A 21,018-nucleotide genomic window follows, 5' to 3' on the forward strand; every position below is an offset into this window, starting at 1 on the left:
TCTATTCTCTTGATTTGACCTGCTGGCAGTCTATTTGCCAAATCGGGATGCTCCCATTTGCCTTCCATCAGCAACTGTTCAAAATCCGCTGCCGGCACAGGAGGGCTGAACAAATATCCTTGTATGACATCGCATTCATAGCGCCAGAGAAAATCTTTTTCTGCTTCCGTTTCAACTCCTTCTGCAATTACCTCTAGACAGAGACTGTGCGCCATTTCAATAATAGCTTTTACAATCGCTGCATTGCTGCAACCATCTGTGATGTTGCTGACAAAACAGCGGTCTATTTTTAAAATATCAAAGGGGTATTGCGTCAGATAGCTTAAAGAAGAATAGCCTGTTCCAAAATCGTCAATAGATAGAGAAACTCCCAAACTTTTCAATTTTTTTAAAAGGGCGATCACCTCCGACGCATCCTGCACCATCAAACTTTCAGTCAGTTCTAATTCTAAACAGCTCGGCTCCAAACCAATGTCTGCTAAAATTTGGGCGACTCTGCTGCACAGATCCGGTTGGTGCAATTGGCGTGGCGACAAATTAACCGCTACCCGCATCCCCAAAAAACCGGCATCTTGCCAAACTTTAATTTGCCTGCAAGCTGTCTGCAACACCCACTCGCCCAAGGGTACAATAAAGCCAGTTTCTTCAGCAGCCGGAATAAATTCTGCGGGTTTTATCAGCCCCCGTTCAGGATGCACCCAGCGCACCAAAGCTTCTGCACTAATAATTTTACCAGTTTGGAGATTGACCTGTGGCTGATAGTACACTTGAAATTCTTCTCGTGACAAAGCGTACCAAAAATTTGTTTTCAGCGTATGTAATTCGTGTTCGCGATCTTGGATCGATTCGCTGCTTTGCGATCGCAAATTATTGTACTGCTCGGCGAAGGCTTCTTGTTTTTTCAAGCGGCTCGCGATCGCGCCTACAAGTTCAGCTTTAGTAAAAGGTTTAGTCAGGTAATCATCGGCTCCCAATTCCATATCCTGCCGCATTTCGGAGCGATCGGCTTTACCAGTGAGAAACACAAAAGGTATTGTAGCAGTCACAGGATTCGATCGCAAAGCCGCCAGCACCCCGTACCCGTCAAGTTCCGGCATCGTCACGTCGCAAAGAATCACATCGGGAGGATTTGACATCGCCGCATATAAACCCTGCATTCCATTTTCTGCACCCGTCACCTCGAAACCTTCTGCCTTGAGGAGTTTGAGAATATTCTCCCGAATTACTTCCTCATCCTCAATCGTTAGAATCTTTTTCATGTGTCATTCCCTGAAAGCAGTGTAATTAACCGGCGTTGCTGGACACCATCGAGTCAGAACAACTGAAAACGCGATCGCTCGATCGACAGAACATCTGACATAGTTGTTGCGGAAAATAAATGCTCCTCCGTGAAAAACCTAGATTTTTCAAGGACAATTATATTAAAACTTCTCGGCTACCCTAGCTCTCTCCGTATTAATATTAGTATTAGTCCTACAATAAATAAATAGATTAGATCGAACTAGAGTAGTTTGTGCCAAGTTAATTGCTTAAGTTGGTATTTCCTGTTGCTTTTTAAGGTAGTTATCATTGCACAACTCTGCAATGGGTAAGTAGGACTTGCTGAATAAGTCGGCGATCGCAAAAACTATTCTTGTCGATGCTCATCCCCAACATCCGGGCAAAATGCTCGTAGAAGCTAACGCGATCGCGAACTCGATTTAGTAGGCGGTAGGCGGTAAGTCTTCGTCTTCACCTGGAAGCGGAACATCAAAGTCGTCTGCCATCCAATAGGCATTTCCTTTACGCAATCCGGGTATACGCTTCTTTTTCGAGACGCCAGGCAATCGCTGCCGGAGGAAGGCTGCAAAGTCCAGGACTTCCTGTTGCTGCTCTGGGTGGGGTGAGGAATCGGATTTGCTCCAGTAAGGCTTGTTCAATGCTCACAGTGTCCTCCTATTAGAGTTTTAGCTCAACATATATATGTTTTCAATTAATCCAATTTCACTTTTTTAACGAGAGGTCTAACTCCTACCTTTCAAAATCTTGGTTTTGAAGTTACGTGCTATACTAGCAAAATTCCAGTTTCTCCCCGCAATTGGCCAAGTTAACTCACACAAAGTTCCTTTCTCTCCGAGACAGGTTCGCTTAAATTTTCCTTTTAATTTTTTGGCGAGATTTAGACACTGCTTTGTGCCTCGACCTTCAAAGGAAGAGCAAATGCTAGATCCATTATCTTTAATGCTTAGGGTGTACCAGCCTTCATTTTGCTTGCCTGTAGCACTGAGACGGGTCAATTTTTTAGCGTGTTTTCCGACATTGCACAGTGCTTCTTCCAGAAATTGGCAGAGTTCTCGCTTTTGTTCCATGCTTAAGTATTGCTCTTCAATTGGCTCGAACGAATAAGCTTTAACTTTGAGCGTTTTAAAGGAAGGAAAGTTGCGCTGGAGTGTATGGCTGTAGACTTCATAAAGTAGGTCGCGAATTGGGATATTTAAGTCTAGGATTAGACCGCTGCCTAGACGGAGACTTTCCTTTCGATCGAGGGCTTCTAGTTTCAGGTATTCGCCGACTTCTCTGATTTCGCAGTTCAGATTTTTCAGTTCTTCGAGCAATCGATTTTGTTCTAAATCTTTGTCTTGAACGTGCCTCAAAATATTGGCTAGTGTTTGCAGAGGACCATTATGAATTATAACAAATGTCCTTTCAATGGTGTGTTGGCGGATCTCAATCTGAAACCTTAAAAATCGATCGTATTGATAGAAAGTGTTCAAAATGGCACCATTAATCACCAAAACTAATAAAGCTGGTGCTGCGGGAATCCACCATCCCCCGACGATGAAAGCATAACTAATTCCAACTAACCCAAGACTGGCAGCGGCAACATATACGAGGTTTTTTAATGGAGATTGAGTCAGCCGACCGAGATAAATAGCTAAAACGCCCCAACCTACAATCCAAAGATATTCCCAACCCTCCGACCAGGTTTTTAAAACGGGTCGTCCATCGAGAACTGCACTGACGATTTGGCTGGCAACATGGGCATGAAATTCTACGCCATAAATTTTCCCAGGCGGTTGTAAGTTAGCGATCGCAGAAGTATTGATAAAGTCTTTAATACTAGGAGCCGTTAGCCCAATTAGAACAATGCGATCGCCAAAGGTATCGCGCAGCACATTAGGATTACCTTTGGTGGCTTCAATATCGTTAATATCTTGAAGGGATAGCGTGCGAAATCGTTCCCGACCGTTGCGATAATTGAGGAGTAGCTGAACACCAAAATCATCAGCGCCCGCGTAGCCGCCAGAATTGGGGAAAAAGCGAGGAAGTTCAGTCGAACCAAACCGCATCGCCAGGCGATCGCGAATGCCATTGCTCAGTTCAATGCCTTCAGCTTTGAGATACGTTTCTGCCAGTCGCAAAGGCAGGGAAAAGGCGTATTTTTTATCGTTTTCAGGTCTATTTATTCCTAGTATTGCACGCCTGACCTTGCCGTCATCATCGGAAAGGTAATCTATAAAACCGATTTTTTCTGAGGGTAAGTCGGGGGGCGACTTAATAGAAATGGGTATAATTTTTTCCACTACAATCAGATTTTTGATATCTTTAAAAGTTGCAACCAGTTCGGCATGACCGGGTTCAACGGGTAGATCTTTAACAATATCAAGACCGATAACTCTGGGCTGGTACTTCTGCAAAGTTCTTAACAGTTTGGCAATTTCGCGATCGGGTATGGGGTAAGTCCCGATCCGTTGGATATCGGCTTCATCAATTCCCACAATGACAATTCGTTCCTCGATCGGTTCGGATGGTCGCAGCCGGAGAAACGAGTCGAAAGTTACCCATTCTATCAATTGCAGCGCTCCACTCAAACGAACGAGTACAATCAGCACTATAGCAACAATTCCTGGCAATGTTCCTACAGACCAGATGGTAAATTCTTTTCTAATTTTGCTCCAAATAGTGGGTAACAACTGTTTCTTCCTTAACAAAACCGGTCAATCAATAAACCCCTCTTCTCTAGCTCGTTTTTCCGTTTGAATGCGGAGACTTTTGCCATCTTCCGGGTAAACGCCTAAAACATCTTGGACTTTTGTCCAGTAGTGGCGTACCGTTCTGAGGGATAGGTTCATGCGATCGGCAATGACTTTATCTTCCAATTCTTCTTCAAAAGCGAGATTGAGTACCTCAAGCCACTCTGGTTTGACTTCCCCTGGTGGCATTTTCAAATCTTTGGTATGGGTAACTCCTTTGAGTGCCAAATCAATCCGCTTCAACATCTCCTGGCTGGAAAGTCCTTTGTCAGCTACGGTAAACCCTCCTTCATGAGCATCAATGTCCGGTTTTATTCGCACCAGTGCCTTGACATAACTGCTTTGCACGACCAAATTTAGGGTGGGATAGTTTTTTATTAAAGTTCCCAGGCTTTTTAAGCCTCGATTGATTTCGGCAGTGTGCCCGAATGTTTCTGGTAGGGAAAGATCCATAATAACTAAGTCTGGCATAAATGATTCGACCTGTTGCAGAGCATTCTGGGTTGTTTTAGCGGTAAGGATTTCGGCTTGTGGGTAGTGCCGTTTCAGCAAGTCGATCGTTCCGCTTAAGATTAGTTCGTGGTCATCCACTACAAGTATTTTGAGTGTGCTTGGCTCTGGTAAATCTTGGCTCATTGTTGAAACCGTAATTGGTAATTGGTAATTGGTAATTGGTAATTCCTTAGCCAGTAAGCATTTAGCTTGAGCTGATTGGGCCAAGTATGTTTTTATTATCAAAATAACTACGAAAAAGCGCCTTTTTTTAGGTTTATTTAAGTTTTTTGCTTCAGTTAATGATACCAAATCAGGGTTGAGTATTCCCTTTATACTCTCTCCCTCTCTCTGTACTCTGTGCGCTCTCTGTGGTTAATTATAAATGTGGTAGAAAACGCGGATTTAGTATATAGCCTTTCTCAAAAAGATGAGGTATGACTGACAGCTTACATAACCACCCAGACGCTTGAGGGCTGAAGCCCAACTACGTCCGCGAATCTTTCTGAGAACCGCTATAAGTCAGACAAATCGTCGATTTAAGTGATGAAATTGGTTTCATTTTATATGATATAGAAATCAGCTAGAAAATATATTGCACAAGTGTGCAAACTCGATCGCACACTTGTGCAATTAGGTTAGCAAACTACTACAGCCTACTTCAAAACGGCTGATAGCGTACTGAAAAGTAGATACCCTTATCTTGCAGCGAGTTTCCCCGATCGCCAACTGAAATTAAGGGGAGACCGTAGTCCAGGCGCAACGATAAATCGGGGGCAACCTGCCATCGAAAACCCAGTCCTAAACTGGCAATTGTAGCTGGGTCAGGGTCAATATCTTGGTTATTCCAGACAGTTCCGATTTCAAAAAAAGGCGCTAACTGCAGTGTACTGGTATCAGACGTGAGGGGAATGCGAACTTCAACTGAACCCAGAATGCCATTGTCGGCAACGAGTTGGTTTTGTCGGTAGCCGCGAACTGTATCGACTCCACCAATACTGAAGCGTTCTAAAGGTAGCAAAGAATCTGGAGTTAGCTGAGCATCAATTCGCGCTACTAGCACATTTCTGGATGATAACTGCTGCACCAATTGAAATTGCCCCAACCAGGAAAAGAATCGCCCGTCAGTGCCCGTATTATTGACAGTTGCATCAAAGGCATCTATCCCTAGACTGAATTGAGAACGGGCGGCTAAGACTCGTTTTCTGCCGCGATCGACCCAATCTTGAGAAAACCGAATTACTGTAACTTTAGACTCGCCTTTTTCAGGACCTTCTGTGAAGGAAAAGGGCCGATCGTCGAGGATATAAGTTTGGCTGCGACGCCGATCTAAACCCAAGCTTAATGCAAATTCACGGGTCGGTGTTCTGGTAATCGGCTGGCGGAAATTGAGGGAATAGGTTTGAGTTTCGCTTCTAATACCGATATCCCGGAACTCTCGTTCAATAATTCGGCTATCGCCATTGTTATAGCGGAAGTTAAGGGCACCGTTACGAGCGTTCACGGGGATAGTATAGTTGATGTCGTAGAGGTCGAGTCCTTCTGTACGACCGTATTGGACTGAAGCGCGATCGCCAAATCCCAACAGATTATCGTGACTGACTTGTACGCTGCCTTGGACTGAACCAATGCTGGGAGATTGGTTGTTATCCAGTGCGATCGCACTGTGAAAGGCAGGCGCTTCTTTGAGATTGATTCGCAAGATATTGCGGCCCGGAGTGCTGCCTGCGGTTAACTCGGCATTTACCCTCTCGATCAGCGGATCGAGTTGCAACAGTTGCAAAGCTTCTTCTAAGCGTTGCTGGTTTAAGGGGGTAGAGGTGGCAAGTTCGATGCGCGATCGCACGTATCCTTCTCGCAATCGATTTAACCCACCGATTTCAATCTGTTCGAGTTCGCCCTCTACGACTTGAATTTTGACAGTACCGCTGCTGAGGTCTTGATTGTTGGGTAGGAAGGCTCCAGAGGTAATGTAGCGGTTTTTAATATAGAGTTGAATAATCGCCGATCGCAGTTCGAGCAACTCTTCAAACGTGACTGAACGGTTCTCGTAAGGCTGAATTAATTTGGCAATTTCGTCCTGTAAGACGGTGTTTCCCAGCACTTCTATTTTGTTGATGAAAAAGCGATCGCCCGACGGGGGAGTAACTTCAGGTGACTCTTGAGTTGGGGGAATTTGCAGTTCGGGTGCCGGTGGTGGTGAAGGCGTTTCCTCCGGGAGAGGACGGGGTGTTTGAGAGGGATTGGGAATCGTTTGTTCGATCGCGTCAGGTGCGTTAGGGGGAATGGTGACACCTGGTGGCGGTGCGGATTGGGCGATCGCACTGAGGGTAATGCAAGTTGATGTCGCGATGCTTGAACCTGAAATGGCAACCCACCTGAAGATTGGGTACATATTTTTGTTAGTGAATTAATAACATTCTCGACTCATAACAAGTTTCCCATTCGGTAGTCGATACACGCCTTGGGGTTCTACAATTGGGTCGCCTTTTTGCCAAGAACGATTTGGGTTGGTATTTGAGGATGTGGTGTCGCTGGGTAAAGTTTCCACATCTACTGTGGGAAAGTCAGACATTTGGACATCTCCGGGGCGCTGCGGTAAGCCACCCGTACCTGTGACGGTAAAACTTCCCCTCGTTGGTCGATCGCGCCGGACAATGCAGCTAGAGGCCAGAAGGCTGTCGGTGTCAATCCGATTTTCCGGTAACTCGGTGAGACTGTTTTGGATGGAGGTAGTATCGGGTAGGGCGATATTTCCCGAAGCAAGATTACCAGTGGCGTTAATATCGACTCGATTATTGCGATCTAGGGTAGCAGGATCGGTGTTGCGGGGTGCTCTTGTGTAGCTTTCGCCGAAGAAGACTCTAGTGTCGAGGGTGATATTTCCACCTCTGCCATCACGGGCAAAAGCGAGGATATCGCTGTCGTCGAAAGCGAGGATGGAGTCAGCTTTTATGTCTATGTTGCCACCACCTCCTGCACCAGAGTTAACCCTGCTGGTGATGTCACTGTTGCCCGATAGGCGAATATTGGGAGCTGTGATGTTGATACTTCCCCCAGAAGATCGATCGGCGGAGGTTGCGATCATCCCATTGTTAGCTTGTAGGGTATCGCGGGCTGTAATGTTGATATTGCCTGCTGTTCCTTCTCGCGTGCTGTTGCTGGATATCACCGCCCCATCGCGCACCAGCAAGCGCCCCGTGTCAATCCTCAAGTCCCCTGCATCCCCACTCGCTACACTAGAAGTAAACAAGCCACTGCGAAACTGACCATCGGCTGAGCTACCAATCACCTCAACCGAATCAGCAGCCGTAATCTGCAAGTTGCCGCCCTTGCCTGAACCTCTAGTACCGGCTGATACCCGTGCCCCATCGCGCACTAACAAGCGCCCCGCGTCAATCCTCAAACTCCCTGCATCCCCATTCCTTTGACTCTCAGTAAACAAGCCACTGAGAACCCGACCATTAGCTGAGGTACCGATCACCTCAACCGAATCAGAAGCTTTAATCTGCAAGTTGCCGCCCTTGCCTGAACCTGTAGTACCGGCTGATACCCGTGCTCCATCGCGCACTAACAAGCGCCCCGCGTCAATCCTCAAAATCCCTGCATCCCCACTCCCTTGACTCTCAGTAAACAAGCCACTGAGAACCCGACCATTAGCTGAGGTTCCAATCACCTCAACCGAATCAAAAGCTTTAATCTGCAAGTTGCCGCCCTTGCCTGAACCTGTAGTACCGGCTGATACCGCTGCCCCATCGCGCACTAACAAGCGCCCCGCGTCAATCCTCAAAATCCCTGCATCCCCACTCCCAGAACTAAAAGTAAACAAGCCACTGCGAACCTGACCATCGGCTGAGTTACCGATCGCCTCAACCGAATCTGTTGCCGTAATCTGCAAGCTGCCGCCCTTGCCTGAACCGAAAGTAGCGGCTGATACCACCGCCCCATCGCGCACCAGCAAGCGACCCGCGTCAATCGTCAAATTCCCTGCATCCCCACTCCCTTGACTCTCAGTAAACAAGCCACTTATAACCCGACCATTAGCTGAGGTACCGATCAGCGCAACCCAATCAGAAGCGTTAATCTGCAAGCTGCCGCCCTTGCCTTGACCTGTAGTACCGGATGATACCCGTGCCCCATCGCGCACCAGCAAGCGCCCCGTGTTAATGCTCAAGTCCCCTGCATTCCCACTCCCTTGACTATCAGCCAACAAGCGACTGCCAAACCGACCATCGGCTGATCTACCACTCACCTCAACCGAATCTGTTGCCGCAATCTGCAAGCTGCCACCGTTGCCCTCACTGACAGTACCGGATTGTACCTGTGCCCCATCGCGCACCAGCAAGCGCCCCGTGTTAATGCTCAAATTCCCTGCATCCCCACTCCCTTGGCTATCAGTAAACAAGCCACTGGCCAACTGACCATCGACCGATCTACCAATCAGCGCAACCCAATCAGAAGCGTTAATCTGCAAGCTGCCGCCCTTGCCTTGACCTGTAGTACCGGATGATACCGCTGCCCCATCGCGCACCAGCAAGCGCCCCGTGTCAATCCTCAAGTCCCCTGCCTCCCCACTCCCAGAACTAGAAGCCAACAAGCCACTGACAACCCGACCATCGGCTGAAGCACCCATCACCTCAACCAAATCTGTTGCCGTAATCTGCAAGCTGCCGCCCTTGCCTGAACCTCCAGTAGTGGCTGATACCTGCGCCCCATCGCGCACCAGCAAGCGCCCCGTGTCAATCCTCAAAATCCCTGCATCCCCACTCCCAGAATAATTAGAATTCCGAGCAAACAAGCCACTGCTATTGAAACCATTGGCTGTTGATTCTCCTCCAATCACTTCGACCGAATCTGTTGCCGTAATCTGCAAGCTGCCGCCGCTGCCTGAACCGAAAGGATCGACTGATACCTCTGCCCCATCTCTCACCACCAAGCGCCGCGTGTTAATGCTCAAATCCCCTCCCTCCCCACTCGCAGAATTAGTATTCCGAGCAGACAAGCCACTGCTAAACCGACCATCGGCTGACCTACCGATCGCCTCAACCGAATCTGTTGCCGTAATCTGCAAGCTGCCACCCTTGCCCGGACCGAAAGTATCGGTTGATACCTGTGCCCCATCGCGCACCAGCAAGCGCCGAGTGTCAATCCTCAAGTCCCCTGCATGCCCATTCCCAAAATTAGAAGCAAACAAGCTACTGGTAAACTGACCATTGGCTGAGGTCCCAATCACCTCAACCGAATCTGTTGCCGTAATCTGCAAGCTGCCACCGTTGCCTGAACCTCTAGCAGCGGCTGATACCACTGCTCCATCGCGCACCAGCAAGCGCCGCGTGTTAATGCTCAAATCCCCTGCATCCCCATTCCCAAAATTAGAACCAGCAAACAAGCCACTGCCATTGAAACCATCGGCTGTTGATTCTCCAATCACCTCGACTGAATCAGCAGCCATAATCTGCAAGCTGCCGCCCTTGCCTAAACCGAAAGTATCGGTTGATACCACTGCTCCATCGCGCACCAGCAAGCGTCCCGTGTTAATGCTCAAATTCCCTGCATCCCCACTCCCTACAGTAGAAGTATACAAGCCACTGACAGACTGACCATTGGCTGAGGTCCCAATCACCTCGACTCCTTCAGCAGCGGTAATCTGCAAGCTGCCACCCTTGCCTGAACCGAAAGTAGTGGTTAATACCTGTGCCCCATCGCGCACCAGCAAGCGCCCCGTGTCAATTCTTATGTCTCCTCCAGTTCCCGTTCCTGTGTCAGTCACATCAGCCCTCAGGTATGAACCCTCACTCAGCTCAACCTCTGCTGCACGTATTTGTACCTGTTTGCCATTTTCTGCCCCCAAGGTGTTAGCCCAAATATTCGAGCTTTGTGTCATCGAAAACCGCCCACCGAGAATCTGAACATCACCGCCCCCTTCCCCACTGGCATCCACAAACGCCCGGTTTGATAATGAAATATTGCCAAAATTATTAATCGAGTCATACCCTAGGACAAAGTTGTTCCCACTAGAACTCAAACTTACTTCTCCCACTCCAGCCACACTGCCGAGTTCAATGCGTCCTCCGGCTGCTGTCAGTCTTCCGGACTTTAGGAATACATCCCCACCAACTAGCGCTAAAGTTCGACCCGGTTGCACCTGTAGTCCTGGGGGAAGACCTCCTGAGTTAAGCTGATGGATTAAGCTTGGTGCTTGCGATCTATTAACAATGGGTTGAGCAGCAACGGCATTAAACCACAAAGCTGAGGGACTGACGCTGAGTAAATTACTCGTTGTCGGTTGTGAAGCGCTAAATAGTCCGGCATCCCCTAACTTAACGGCATTCGCTGTCGTTGCCAAAAATGAACCCTGCACGTCTAAACTGGCAGATGGCCCGAACACAATGCCGTTTGGATTAATTAAAAACAAATTAGCAGGGCCTAAAACCCCCAACCGTCCCAAAATATCCGAACGGTTCGCCCCGGTTACGCGCGAGAGAATGTTTTCAATTCCTGCTGGATTCCTGAAATAAGCGCCTCTTCCTTCTAAAACACTCAATTGTTCAAAACTGTGGAACAGATTAGCGCCTCGAATTGCGCCACCATCAATGCGATCGCTAGGAATACCCCGTATATTGACCTTGGGTGTAACGACAGAACGTTCAGCACCTAGCGTATTGTCAGGCACGATTTGAGCGTTAGCGATCTCGCCCCCTCCTACGAGGAGTGTCCCAAATATGGCGACGCAACCCCCAATCTGCCACTGCCAACACCGATCGAACCAGCTTTGAGCAATCATAGGTTGGTTTCTAAAACATATTGATAAATCTATCACTAGAGTTTCTTTTTGAGTGGCCTTAACTCACATCTTGCATATACCCGATAAACAGCCTCCAAATAAATTTCGGGCTGAAAGCTTAAGTTCGCTTTTAAACCCCACCTCAACGTAAGCTGCTTAAGAAGTGGGGGTCTCTAACCCATTTTTCATTATGAATAATGAATTGTCTGAAACCAGATTTTTTCTAGCCCTATAAATAAGGCAATTCTGGGAGAACAAGCACTTCATATACGAATTCTCTGCGATTGCATTGACAACCAAAAATATGAGATAAAAGGGCGTGAAATGCAGTGAAAAAAGCAAGAAAAATGCAAACAATTCTTGCCCCTGCCCAGCAAGCGACTCTACACCTTACTGTGGTTGATGCCTTCAGAATATCAGCGCGATAATGTCCCCCTAACATTGCAGGCTTATGCAAGCTTGCCTGCACAAGTATGTATTTTTATTAGTTGGGTTATGTCATTAAGTTGGCATAGAAGGTTAATGCGTTCTTTCTATTTGACCTCCTATCCTATAAATCACGCAGATGAAATTATTAGGAGCAACCAACTATGCCTTCTGACATGACTTTTGGAAAAACAACTTCTTCTACAAGTCCCTACATTGAAAATGAGTTGGAGGTCAAACCCATCGCGACCATCCCAACTGATATTGCATTCCAGGCAGACCTTAATAGCAAAAGTTTTGCAGATGCTCGTAGAGGCACACTATCCCAGATTTCAGAAATTGCTAAGTTGCCTGTTGGCAATAAGGGTTTCACAGGCAATGTCTACATTGATGGCATTCTCTGGGGTGGGAATTATTGGACATCAGGTTCATCGTCAACAAAAACGATTGATTACTCTTTCTGGAATTCCGAAACTGCCAGTTTTGATGACGCCTACGACATCGCGCAAAACCCCTATGACTGGTTTGCAGGGGAAAAAGCTTCTATGGTAAACGCTTTAAACAGTTGGTCAGCGGTTGCCAATATTCAATTTGTGAATGCTGGGGACAATAATAAATCAGCTACCCTTGGCTTCTATAATGTGGGTAATGCCGATGCGAATGATTTCTTAGGATTGTTACATCCTCCTGGAAAAGATGGACAGGGAATTGGCTATTTCAACTGGGAAGGAGATGGTTGGAATACTGATGGCATAGCGCAAGGTGCCTTTAGCTTCATCACTTTAATTCATGAACTTGGACATGGATTAGGGCTGGCTCACCCCCATGACAAGGGAGGCGGTTCATCAATTTATCCAGGAGTTACCGCCTTTGGGGATACAGGGGACTATGGCTTGAACCAGGGCGTTTACACCACCATGTCCTACAATGCTGGGCTAGTTAACAGTGGTGGCGATCCAGGTACACTGGACTACGGCTATCAAGGCACACCTATGGCGTTTGATATTGCTGCTATTCAGCATCTTTATGGGGCAAACAACAGCTACAAAACTGGTAACGACACATACTTCCTGCCCACTGCCAACCAATCAGGTACCTATTATTCCTGTATTTGGGATGCTGGCGGAGTTGATACTATTAGTGGTGTGGGGGCACTATCGGGTGTCACGATCGATCTCAATGATGCCTCGCTCAACCCTGCTGTAGATGGAGCAGGTGCTGGTGGTTATATCTCTTCTGCCGAGGGCATTTTTGGCGGATTTACTATTGCTAATGGTGCAATAATTGAGAATGCCGATGGTTCTGCTTTTGCCGATCTGATTACTGGCAATGAGTTCAATAACATTCTCAACGGTGGGGCTGGCAATGACTCTTTAATCGGCGAGTCTGGTAATGACACCCTTAATGGTGGGGCTGGCAATGACTCTTTAATCGGTGGCAAGGGCAATGACTCTCTCGTGGGTGGCAATGACAAAGATATCTTAACTGGTGGGAGTGGGAGCGATCGATTTACCTACACGGATCTCAGTCAATCCTTGTTAGCCAACTATGATGTGATTACTGACTACTCTATTGGTGACCAAATTGATGCTCCTAGTTATATAGTTGCAGCAACACTCACTACCTCTGTTGGTAATGCAGCTAGTTTGAGTGAAGCAGCTATCTCTACTGTACTAACCAGTGGTGTGTTTACAGCCAACAGTGCTGAAGCATTTAGAGTTTCTGGTCTAGCCGGAACCTTCATCGCTTTCAATGACGCAGTGGCTGGATTCAATTCTGAAAATGACTCCCTCATTTTCCTCAAGAATTATACGCTTGGCTCTGTTTCAATTGTTTAGCAATTGAGCTAAGTCAGGCAGCAGTTCGGACACTTTTGACTCAAATTCTGTGTTGTCTGTTTCTCTGGTAGAGTCCATGATTTTCTCCTGAGTTTAAGTTTAGCTATGCTTAGCACAACAGCTTGAAAACCTAGTTTTTCAACCTCAGTGGTTATATAGCAAGTCTGAATCATTTGTACAATTCGATCGATTTCAAAAAATACCAACTTGCGATCGAACAGTTGGACAAGCCTTCGATCGCTATCGCTCGCAGAAGAGAGAACACCCCACATTATTATAATCACGCGATCGGGAAATGTTCGCTCGATGGACAATAATCAATGTCGAAGTCAGGCATTCACCTGTTATGCTAAGTTAATTGCAAACCAAAGCTAGAAAGGAGTTTAAACTCCAGCTTGGTTTTGTGGCAAAATCGAGAATTAAAATCTTCATGAAAACCTACCATAGCTTACTACTATGCCAAGCCGACATTGCCGATTCCGTGTCCGCCATGTTCTGGTAATTTTATTCCTAACCAGTCTCACCATTTGTCTGTGGCTGAGTCATGTTTCTTTTAATCCTTTACAACTAAGATGGCCAGAAGTAGCAACCGCACAGTCTGCCAATCCCAGCCAAATCGTACAACAAGGAATCGAACGATATAAAACAGGAGACGTGCAAGGCGCGATCGTACTTTGGCAAACTGCTTTAACCGCCTATCAAAGCACTAAAAACCGCGCTAACGAGGCGATCGTTCGAGAAAAACTAGCCATAGCTTATCAACAAATTGGTCAATTCAGCGAAGCGATCGATTATTGGAAAAGTGCGATCGACAACTATCGCTCTTCAGGAGATTTCGTGAAGGTGGGACGGTTACTCACAGAGCTCGCTCAAACTTACAGCCGTTTGGGACAAAATAGAGAAGCGAGATCGCTTTTATGCGGTGCTTCTGAGGCTGATGAAATTTGCCTTAAAAGTGAAGGAAGTGCTTTGCAAATTGCCCAAAAATTTAGCGATCGCCAGGGAGAAGCGGCGGCTTTGGGAAGTTTGGGAGAAGCCGATCGCCTCACAGGAAAGTACGATCGAGCCATTGAAACTCTAGAGGCTAGCTTAAAGATTGTCGGGGAGATTAACCTCCCAGTTTATCGCGCATCAGTGCTTAATAGTCTCGGTAATACTTACTTTAGTAAAGCTCAACTCAACGAGCAGCGTGCTGATTCTGCTAAGTCCAGAAATGCAGAAAATAAAGCTAATGAATTCATTAAAGAAGCTGCTGCTAATTACACAAAAGCTTTAGGTTATTTCGATCACAGTCTCGAACAGACTCGCACTCAAAATGACCGATCGAGTCAAATGCGATCGCTTCTCAATTTGATTCAACTTTATTACCGATCGAAATATTTTAAGTTACCCGATCGCACTAATAAGGCCGAGCAAGCATTGCAAGAAGCTCTAACTCTACTTAATATCATCCCTGATTCTCCCAATAAAGTCTATGCAGCAATCAATTTAGCCGAAATAGAACAACCTATTGATTCTATTAATTATACTTCATCTCAAGCTCAATGTCAGCCGCGAAAACTCAACGAATTGCAGGCAGAAGAACTCCTGCAAAAAGCTGTTTATATTGCTCGAGGCATTAAAGATTCTCGCTCCGAATCATTTGCGTTAGGTAAACTAGGTCATCTCTACGAATGCCGCAAAGACTACAATAAAGCCTTAGATTTTACCAAACAGGCAAGATTGGCAGCCGACCAAAACTTACTTGCTAAAGATAGTCTTTATTTGTGGGAGTGGCAAGCGGGACGAATATTTAAAGCACAGGCGAAAGAATCTGAGGCAATTGCTGCTTACGAACGCGCGATCGCAACTTTAGAAGGTGAGGGAGGTATTCGAGACAATCTGTTAATTACCCAGCGAGACTTGCAATTTAGCTTTCGGGATACGATTACTCCTCTCTACCGTGAGTTTGCTCAGTTAAAGCTAGAGCGTGCTGAAACGCTACCTATTGCAAGTCAAGAGTACCAAAAGGAGCTCAATTCTGCACTCAACGCGATTGATTCTTTGAAACTAGCAGAATTGCAAAATTACTTCGGCAATGAGTGTGTCTTTACCGTTTTTGAGCCAGAACGAGTTGATGATTTAGAAAGAGAAGACACTGCTGTCTTTAGTTCTATAATTTTGGACTATCGAACGGCGATTGTGGTGAGTTTACCCAACTCTGACGAGAAGGGAAAGCCAAATACTAAAAGAAGATTTAAACGGCTAGTCTGGATCGACGATAGTAAAAGACTTATAGAACAAATCAAAAATTTTCGTATAGAAGTTCAGAAATTTTACGATCCTACTGACGCTTTTTTAACACCAGCACAAAATCTATATAACTCGCTGATTCGCCCTTTCGCCTCCGATTTAGACCCAACAAAAATCAAAACTCTCGTTTTCATCCAAGATGGGCTATTACGCAACGTACCGATGGCTGCACTCCACGATGGTGAAGAATTTCTAGTTCAGAAATACGCCATTGCTACGACTCCTGGGTTGCGTTTGACATCCCCTAAATCCCTAAACTTTCAAAGTCGGCGGACTTTAGCTTTGGGGTTAACAGAAGCCGCTACCGTTGATGGTGAAGAATTTAAGCCTTTGGCAAATGTCACCGATGAAATCGATCGAGTGATCGAGCTATTTCCAGGTAGCAAGAAACTCTTGGACAAACAATTTACTCCTGCGAGTTTAGAGCAAGAACTTAAACAAACGGTTTACCCGATTATTCACATTGCTACTCACGGTCAATTTGGCACTATTCCAGAAGATAGCTTTTTAGTGACTGGTAATAATGAGAAGATTACAATTACTCAGCTAGATATTGATATTCGCCGCTTTAGTAGAAGTTCGCAGCCAGTGGAGTTGCTCGCACTCACGGCTTGTCAAACGGGTATAGGAGATGACCGTGCTACGCTAGGTATGGCTGGCATTACGGTGCAAGCAGGAGTCAGAAGTGCTTTGGCTTCTCTTTGGTACGTTGACGATGCTTTTACACAAGAATTAGTCGCTAAGTTTTACGAGAATTTGCGATCGCAAATGAGCAAAGCAGAAGCCCTAAAGGAAGCACAGAAGGCGCTGATTAATCAAAACAAGAATATACACCCCGCTAAATGGGCCTCCTTTATCCTTATCGGTAACTGGCTATAGAATAGAGCGGAATAAGGTTGGTTGTTGCTGTAATTGTCAGCAACAAAAAGCGGCTCGATCTAATATTATCTCTCTTTTGTCACTTCGGGCGAGAGTATAGCGGTATGGTGCGTCGCTCATTGATAGTCGTAAATAATCAGAATTCTGGCGGCGACGCACCCTACTTTAATTAGAATAGGAGTAGGATAATAATCTCGGCGTTGCTGAATACAAGTATGAATTCAAGTTTTCGGAATGGCTATAAGCCAAGTAGAGTGAGTTTTGTAACATCAAGTGAAAAGTTTATTCATACGCCAGAATCAGCAACGCCTTACCTGTTTATCTTGCCCACTTTTTTTGGGCGCACGATCACATAACCAGGCTGTGTAACCTTTCTGCACTTATCCAGCAAGCCCTAAATACCTAACACGCCACACCCGAAGGCTAGAGCAGGATAGGTTCATAACCTGAGCCAGGGCGTAGAACTGCTACAGCTTCATTAAGATGGGGAACTTTTGGGAGTGGGGAACTGTGACGACAACTTCGCCACTAAGGTGTGATTCCTTGTCGAGTGTGATGCGGTAGTCATTCTCAACACTTCCATAACTAGCGGCCAACACTTCCCCGTCCTTCCCATGATGCAAGCCATTATCGAGAATCCGTACCCGATCACCAATCTAAAACTCTTTATGATGACGCTTGATTGCGGGAGTTGAGGGTGTTGGCTTCCCCACTGCGATCGCCTGCTGCCCGAAAAAGGGTCAGGGACTGGTTGTAATACTCTAGCGCTTTCTGCTTCTCTCCTAAATCTGAGTAGACTAAGCCGATGTCGAGGAGGATGTTGGCTTCACCACTGCGATCGAGGAAGGTGTTGGCTTTACCACTGCGATCTTTGAGTGTCCGAAAAAGGGTCAGGGACTGGTTCAAATACTCCAGCGCTTTCTGCTTCTCTCCCAAATTTGAGTAGACTCTGCCAATGCTGGTGAGGGTGTTAGCTGTTTCATCCTCATACCTAATTACATCGACAACTCTCTATACAAACGCAAAGCTTCCGCGATTGGTTTGAACGTCGTGCGGTTTGACTCTGATGAGCAATCAAACTTCGCCGGTGCTGAACAACCATTATTCAAAGCGATCGCCTTAAAATCTCATATTTTTTCAACCTTCCATCCAGCCTGATTCCCAACTTTGCCGGCTCGGATGAATGCAAAAGCGCCCCGCTTGAATCGATCGCCGCTGGGCTTAACTCCGATAAGCGCTCTAACTTCAGCAGTTGATAGAATCCAACCGGAGGCGATCGCCTGTTCCAACGCTGCATAATGTTGCAGAGGATCGCGAGTTGCTGCAATCTGTCGGGCGATCGCCTCGATGAGCTCAAGAAAGTTTTCTCTGTCTTGATTTATAGCTGTTGGGGTCGCAGGTTGGATCGCTTCTATTTTGAAAATTTCGGTGTGGCTGCTCTCAAAATCAGATAGGGTGCCACCAGATTTTAGATGCTGATTTAACTTGTCCAGTTTGTCCAGTTGTTCACTGGATATTTTGCCTCGGGCTACTGGTTCGATCGATAAAGCTTTTATGCGATCGTACACAGATTGTTTGCTGCTTAGGTTGTAGCGCTCTTGCAGGCTTGCGATCGGGTAAGTTTCCATTTGTCCAGTTTGTCCAGTTTGGTACTGGATAAATTGTAACTCGGATTAGTCCAGTTGCTTACTGGACGATTGACTGGACAAAAGAAGGACTATGAGGGGAAGACAGAATTAATATCCTCTGACAAAAGCGCACCCGGTTGCGTTTTTGTCAGCATTGATTTTGCGGTCAACCCAAATGCTGTATGGACTACAACTTGCTAACTTGCAACCCCTAGCCGAGATTGTCTGTCCTACCTAGCCATAGGAGTTCTGAACCCAAGCTCAGGATATGGAGATATTCTGATGAAGCTGTAGCAGTTCTAAGCCCAGGGCTATAAAATACTATTATCCTAATGGAGCTGTAACGTTTATAAGTCCAAGCTGGAAAGTAATATCCTAATGAACTTGTAGCAACTCCAATTTTTAGGTAACTAGACATACATTAGCAACTTGCAATATTTTGTTATTGTGTGACGTACTTTATCGTTTATAAAAACTTGAAATTATGATTACAAAGGAAGAATTGCTGGCGAAAATAAAGGATTTGGCACCCCAAATAAGTTCACAGCCTTTGATGCTAGCACATCCCCAGCCAGAAAATAATGCTCGTCCTTCATGTTGTTTCGAGAATGTGTGGCATAAAGTTCAAAAAGATGGAGGGGATATTCTTTTTGGTTGGATGTTTGGTTGCCGCATTAATCCTAAGTATGGAGAGTACCTGATGGCAACACATCACGCCGTCTGGCTCGCTCCAGATAAGCATCTATTAGATGTAACACCTTTTACTGCTGATCCAAAACATCATCCGTTCACTATGAACAATTATGTTATTTTTTTACCTGACCCGTCGGCAGAACCTGTTGTAGGTAGGGAAGTAGCAACACCGTTGCCGAGTAAATTTTTTGCTCTCAACGATAATCAAGAACTTAGAAAATATGTTAAAGAAATTGCTGATAAAGAGCAGAAAGAGTGTCAAGAAATATTAGAGAGAGGAAAAGTTGACCCCAATAAAATCAGCGGTCATTTTTTGAAACCATTATAAGTCTGTAACCGAAAGCGAATTGTAGATAGGAATGAGTGGACATATATTACACTCACACCTTACTACCACCACACACAACTACTACCACACACCATAAGAGGGCTGCTAACATAAGCCACACGAGCGGCATTGTGTACAGTTTATAAAAGTGAAAAGTAGACTATTTTGATGGGCTTGTAGCGGTTGCAAGCCCTAGACTGGGATATAGCGTTATTCTGATGAAGCTGTAATCGTTTGCATAAATGGGAAAAAGTGACTTTCCCTGATCAGATTTGCTGCGAGAGACGAATTTTCCATAATCTAGCCCAAAAGTGAGAAAACAAAAATCTAAGAAAAAAACGGCGAGATGCAATCCACAAAATAATCGAACATTTCTGAAGGTTTTGATTGTTGGGATGGACTCACAACTCTCACTTATGCAGGTTTTGCTGGTTTTGAATTAATTACTAAGACAACTAATGAAAATTGATTATGCAGTAGTAAAGAGGTGAATAACTGTACTAATGCTGTACATATGTTATAATTTTGTATTGGTTGGCAAAAATAAGAACTTAGTTTGAGTATGATTAATGTTTTTTACTCTTGGCAGTCTGACTCGTCATCATCATCAAATCGTAATTTTATTGAAGATGCTTTAGAGAAAGCTAAAAAATCGTTCAAGAAAGGAAGTGAAGATATATATATCGAGATGTGTGTAGATACTGCTACAAATAAGCTAGCTGGTTCCCCAGATATTGCTGATTCTATTTTTAAGAAGATATCAAATAGTCAAATATTCGTCTGTGATGTTACAATCATTAATCCTCCATCTAAATTTGAAAAAATGATGAGGTCTTTAACCAAAAAAAATGTGAGACTAACTCCTAATCCTAATGTTTTGATTGAGTTAGGTTATGCTAGTAGTGTTTTAGGTTGGGAGAAAGTTATTTGTGTTATAAATACTGCACAATGCAAAGTGGAGGATTTACCATTTGATATTCGTAATAGGCGAATGCTTGCTTATTGCTATCCAAATTCTTCTAAACCTAAGAAAGACATTAAAGACCAATTAGTAAAAGATTTGACATCTGCGCTTGTAAAAAGCATAGAAAGCCTTGAAGTTGTTCCAAAAAATATTAACCTAAACAATGTCATTATTTCCAACAAGTTTTGTGAGTCAGTTAACTCTCTTGGGCGTTTCTTAAACTATTTTCTAGCAGATGAGCTAGGTCACGAGGTAGCGACAGAATTAATTAATAATAGTTTTTATACGGTTGTTGAACAGGATCAGCAAGCTTTCATTGACTCTATTGTTAGCGTTTTTACTAGGAAGAATTTAGATGAACTGTCTAATTTGGTTTCAACGTCAGAAAAAAGACTTTCTTGGAAGGAGTATTTCATTTTCGCTCTACAAAAAATTAGCGATGGATTTGAAAATTTGTTAATAAGATATAGTGGTTCAGCAGATCAAACTTTAATTTATGAATTACAAGAACTTAAAAATTTTACTGAAACTGTAATAGACTCTTTTTATAGTATTGATTCACAGTATATGAAGGAAACCTACCCTGATGAGGTAAGGTCTAAGAGTATCCGCTCAATAAGTAGCGGTAGCACAGAAAAAAAAATAAGCAGAGTACACAAAGTGTCATAAAATAGGACACAT

General features: G+C 45.1%; 11 protein-coding genes and 1 pseudogene. 4 read left to right on the forward strand and 8 right to left on the reverse strand.

Annotation, left to right across the window (positions count from 1 at the left end):
• Window positions 1-110 precede the first annotated feature (110 nt).
• The 6 genes and pseudogenes from QUA13_RS11010 to QUA13_RS11035 all read right to left on the reverse strand — a co-directional run.
• Window positions 111-1,259: pseudogene (locus QUA13_RS11010) on the reverse strand (EAL domain-containing response regulator); the annotation flags it as partial.
• A gap of 441 nt (window positions 1,260-1,700) precedes the next feature.
• Complete coding sequence (locus QUA13_RS11015) at window positions 1,701-1,919, reverse strand: DUF2281 domain-containing protein (RefSeq protein WP_333198331.1); 219 nt, start codon at window positions 1,917-1,919, stop codon at window positions 1,701-1,703.
• Window positions 1,920-2,003: 84 nt separating this feature from the next.
• Window positions 2,004-3,953, reverse strand: coding sequence for a CHASE2 domain-containing protein (locus tag QUA13_RS11020; RefSeq protein WP_333198332.1), 1,950 nt, complete (start codon window positions 3,951-3,953; stop codon window positions 2,004-2,006).
• A gap of 24 nt (window positions 3,954-3,977) precedes the next feature.
• Window positions 3,978-4,649, reverse strand: a complete 672-nt coding sequence (locus tag QUA13_RS11025; protein ID WP_333198333.1) for a response regulator transcription factor — start codon at window positions 4,647-4,649, stop codon at window positions 3,978-3,980.
• A gap of 517 nt (window positions 4,650-5,166) precedes the next feature.
• On the reverse strand, window positions 5,167-6,900 hold the full coding sequence (locus QUA13_RS11030) for a ShlB/FhaC/HecB family hemolysin secretion/activation protein (protein ID WP_333198334.1): 1,734 nt from the start codon (window positions 6,898-6,900) through the stop codon (window positions 5,167-5,169).
• Window positions 6,901-6,915: 15 nt separating this feature from the next.
• Entirely contained in the window at window positions 6,916-11,289 is a 4,374-nt protein-coding gene (locus tag QUA13_RS11035; RefSeq protein WP_333198335.1) for a two-partner secretion domain-containing protein, read from the reverse strand.
• Between the two features lie 590 nt (window positions 11,290-11,879).
• Between QUA13_RS11035 and QUA13_RS11040 the strand changes: the two genes are divergently transcribed.
• Together QUA13_RS11040 and QUA13_RS11045 are read left to right on the forward strand one after the other, a co-directional pair.
• Window positions 11,880-13,553 (forward strand): M10 family metallopeptidase, encoded by a 1,674-nt coding sequence (locus QUA13_RS11040; RefSeq protein WP_333198336.1) that lies wholly within the window; start codon window positions 11,880-11,882, stop codon window positions 13,551-13,553.
• A 456-nt stretch (window positions 13,554-14,009) separates the two neighbouring features.
• Window positions 14,010-16,724 (forward strand): CHAT domain-containing protein, encoded by a 2,715-nt coding sequence (locus tag QUA13_RS11045; protein WP_333198337.1) that lies wholly within the window; start codon window positions 14,010-14,012, stop codon window positions 16,722-16,724.
• Between the two features lie 666 nt (window positions 16,725-17,390).
• On the opposite strand, the gene QUA13_RS11050 is transcribed toward QUA13_RS11045, so the two are convergent.
• Window positions 17,391-17,630 carry a tetratricopeptide repeat protein gene (locus QUA13_RS11050; protein WP_333198338.1) on the reverse strand — a complete coding sequence of 80 codons (240 nt, stop codon included), beginning with the start codon at window positions 17,628-17,630 and terminating at the stop codon, window positions 17,391-17,393.
• A 221-nt stretch (window positions 17,631-17,851) separates the two neighbouring features.
• A complete protein-coding gene (locus tag QUA13_RS11055; RefSeq protein ID WP_333198339.1) occupies window positions 17,852-18,352 on the reverse strand; it encodes a hypothetical protein in 501 nt (166 codons plus the stop codon).
• 484 nt (window positions 18,353-18,836) lie between these two features.
• On the opposite strand from QUA13_RS11055, the gene QUA13_RS11060 reads away from it, so the two are divergent.
• Together QUA13_RS11060 and QUA13_RS11065 are read left to right on the forward strand one after the other, a co-directional pair.
• The gene (locus QUA13_RS11060; RefSeq protein WP_333198340.1) at window positions 18,837-19,373 is read left to right on the forward strand and encodes a hypothetical protein; all 537 of its coding nucleotides are present in this window, start codon (window positions 18,837-18,839) and stop codon (window positions 19,371-19,373) included.
• Between the two features lie 562 nt (window positions 19,374-19,935).
• The gene (locus QUA13_RS11065; RefSeq protein WP_333198341.1) at window positions 19,936-21,006 is read left to right on the forward strand and encodes a hypothetical protein; all 1,071 of its coding nucleotides are present in this window, start codon (window positions 19,936-19,938) and stop codon (window positions 21,004-21,006) included.
• Window positions 21,007-21,018 lie beyond the last annotated feature (12 nt).

Origin of the sequence: Microcoleus sp. S28C3 (assembly GCF_036700785.1) — a bacterium.
Taxonomy (GTDB): domain Bacteria; phylum Cyanobacteriota; class Cyanobacteriia; order Cyanobacteriales; family Microcoleaceae; genus Microcoleus; species Microcoleus asticus.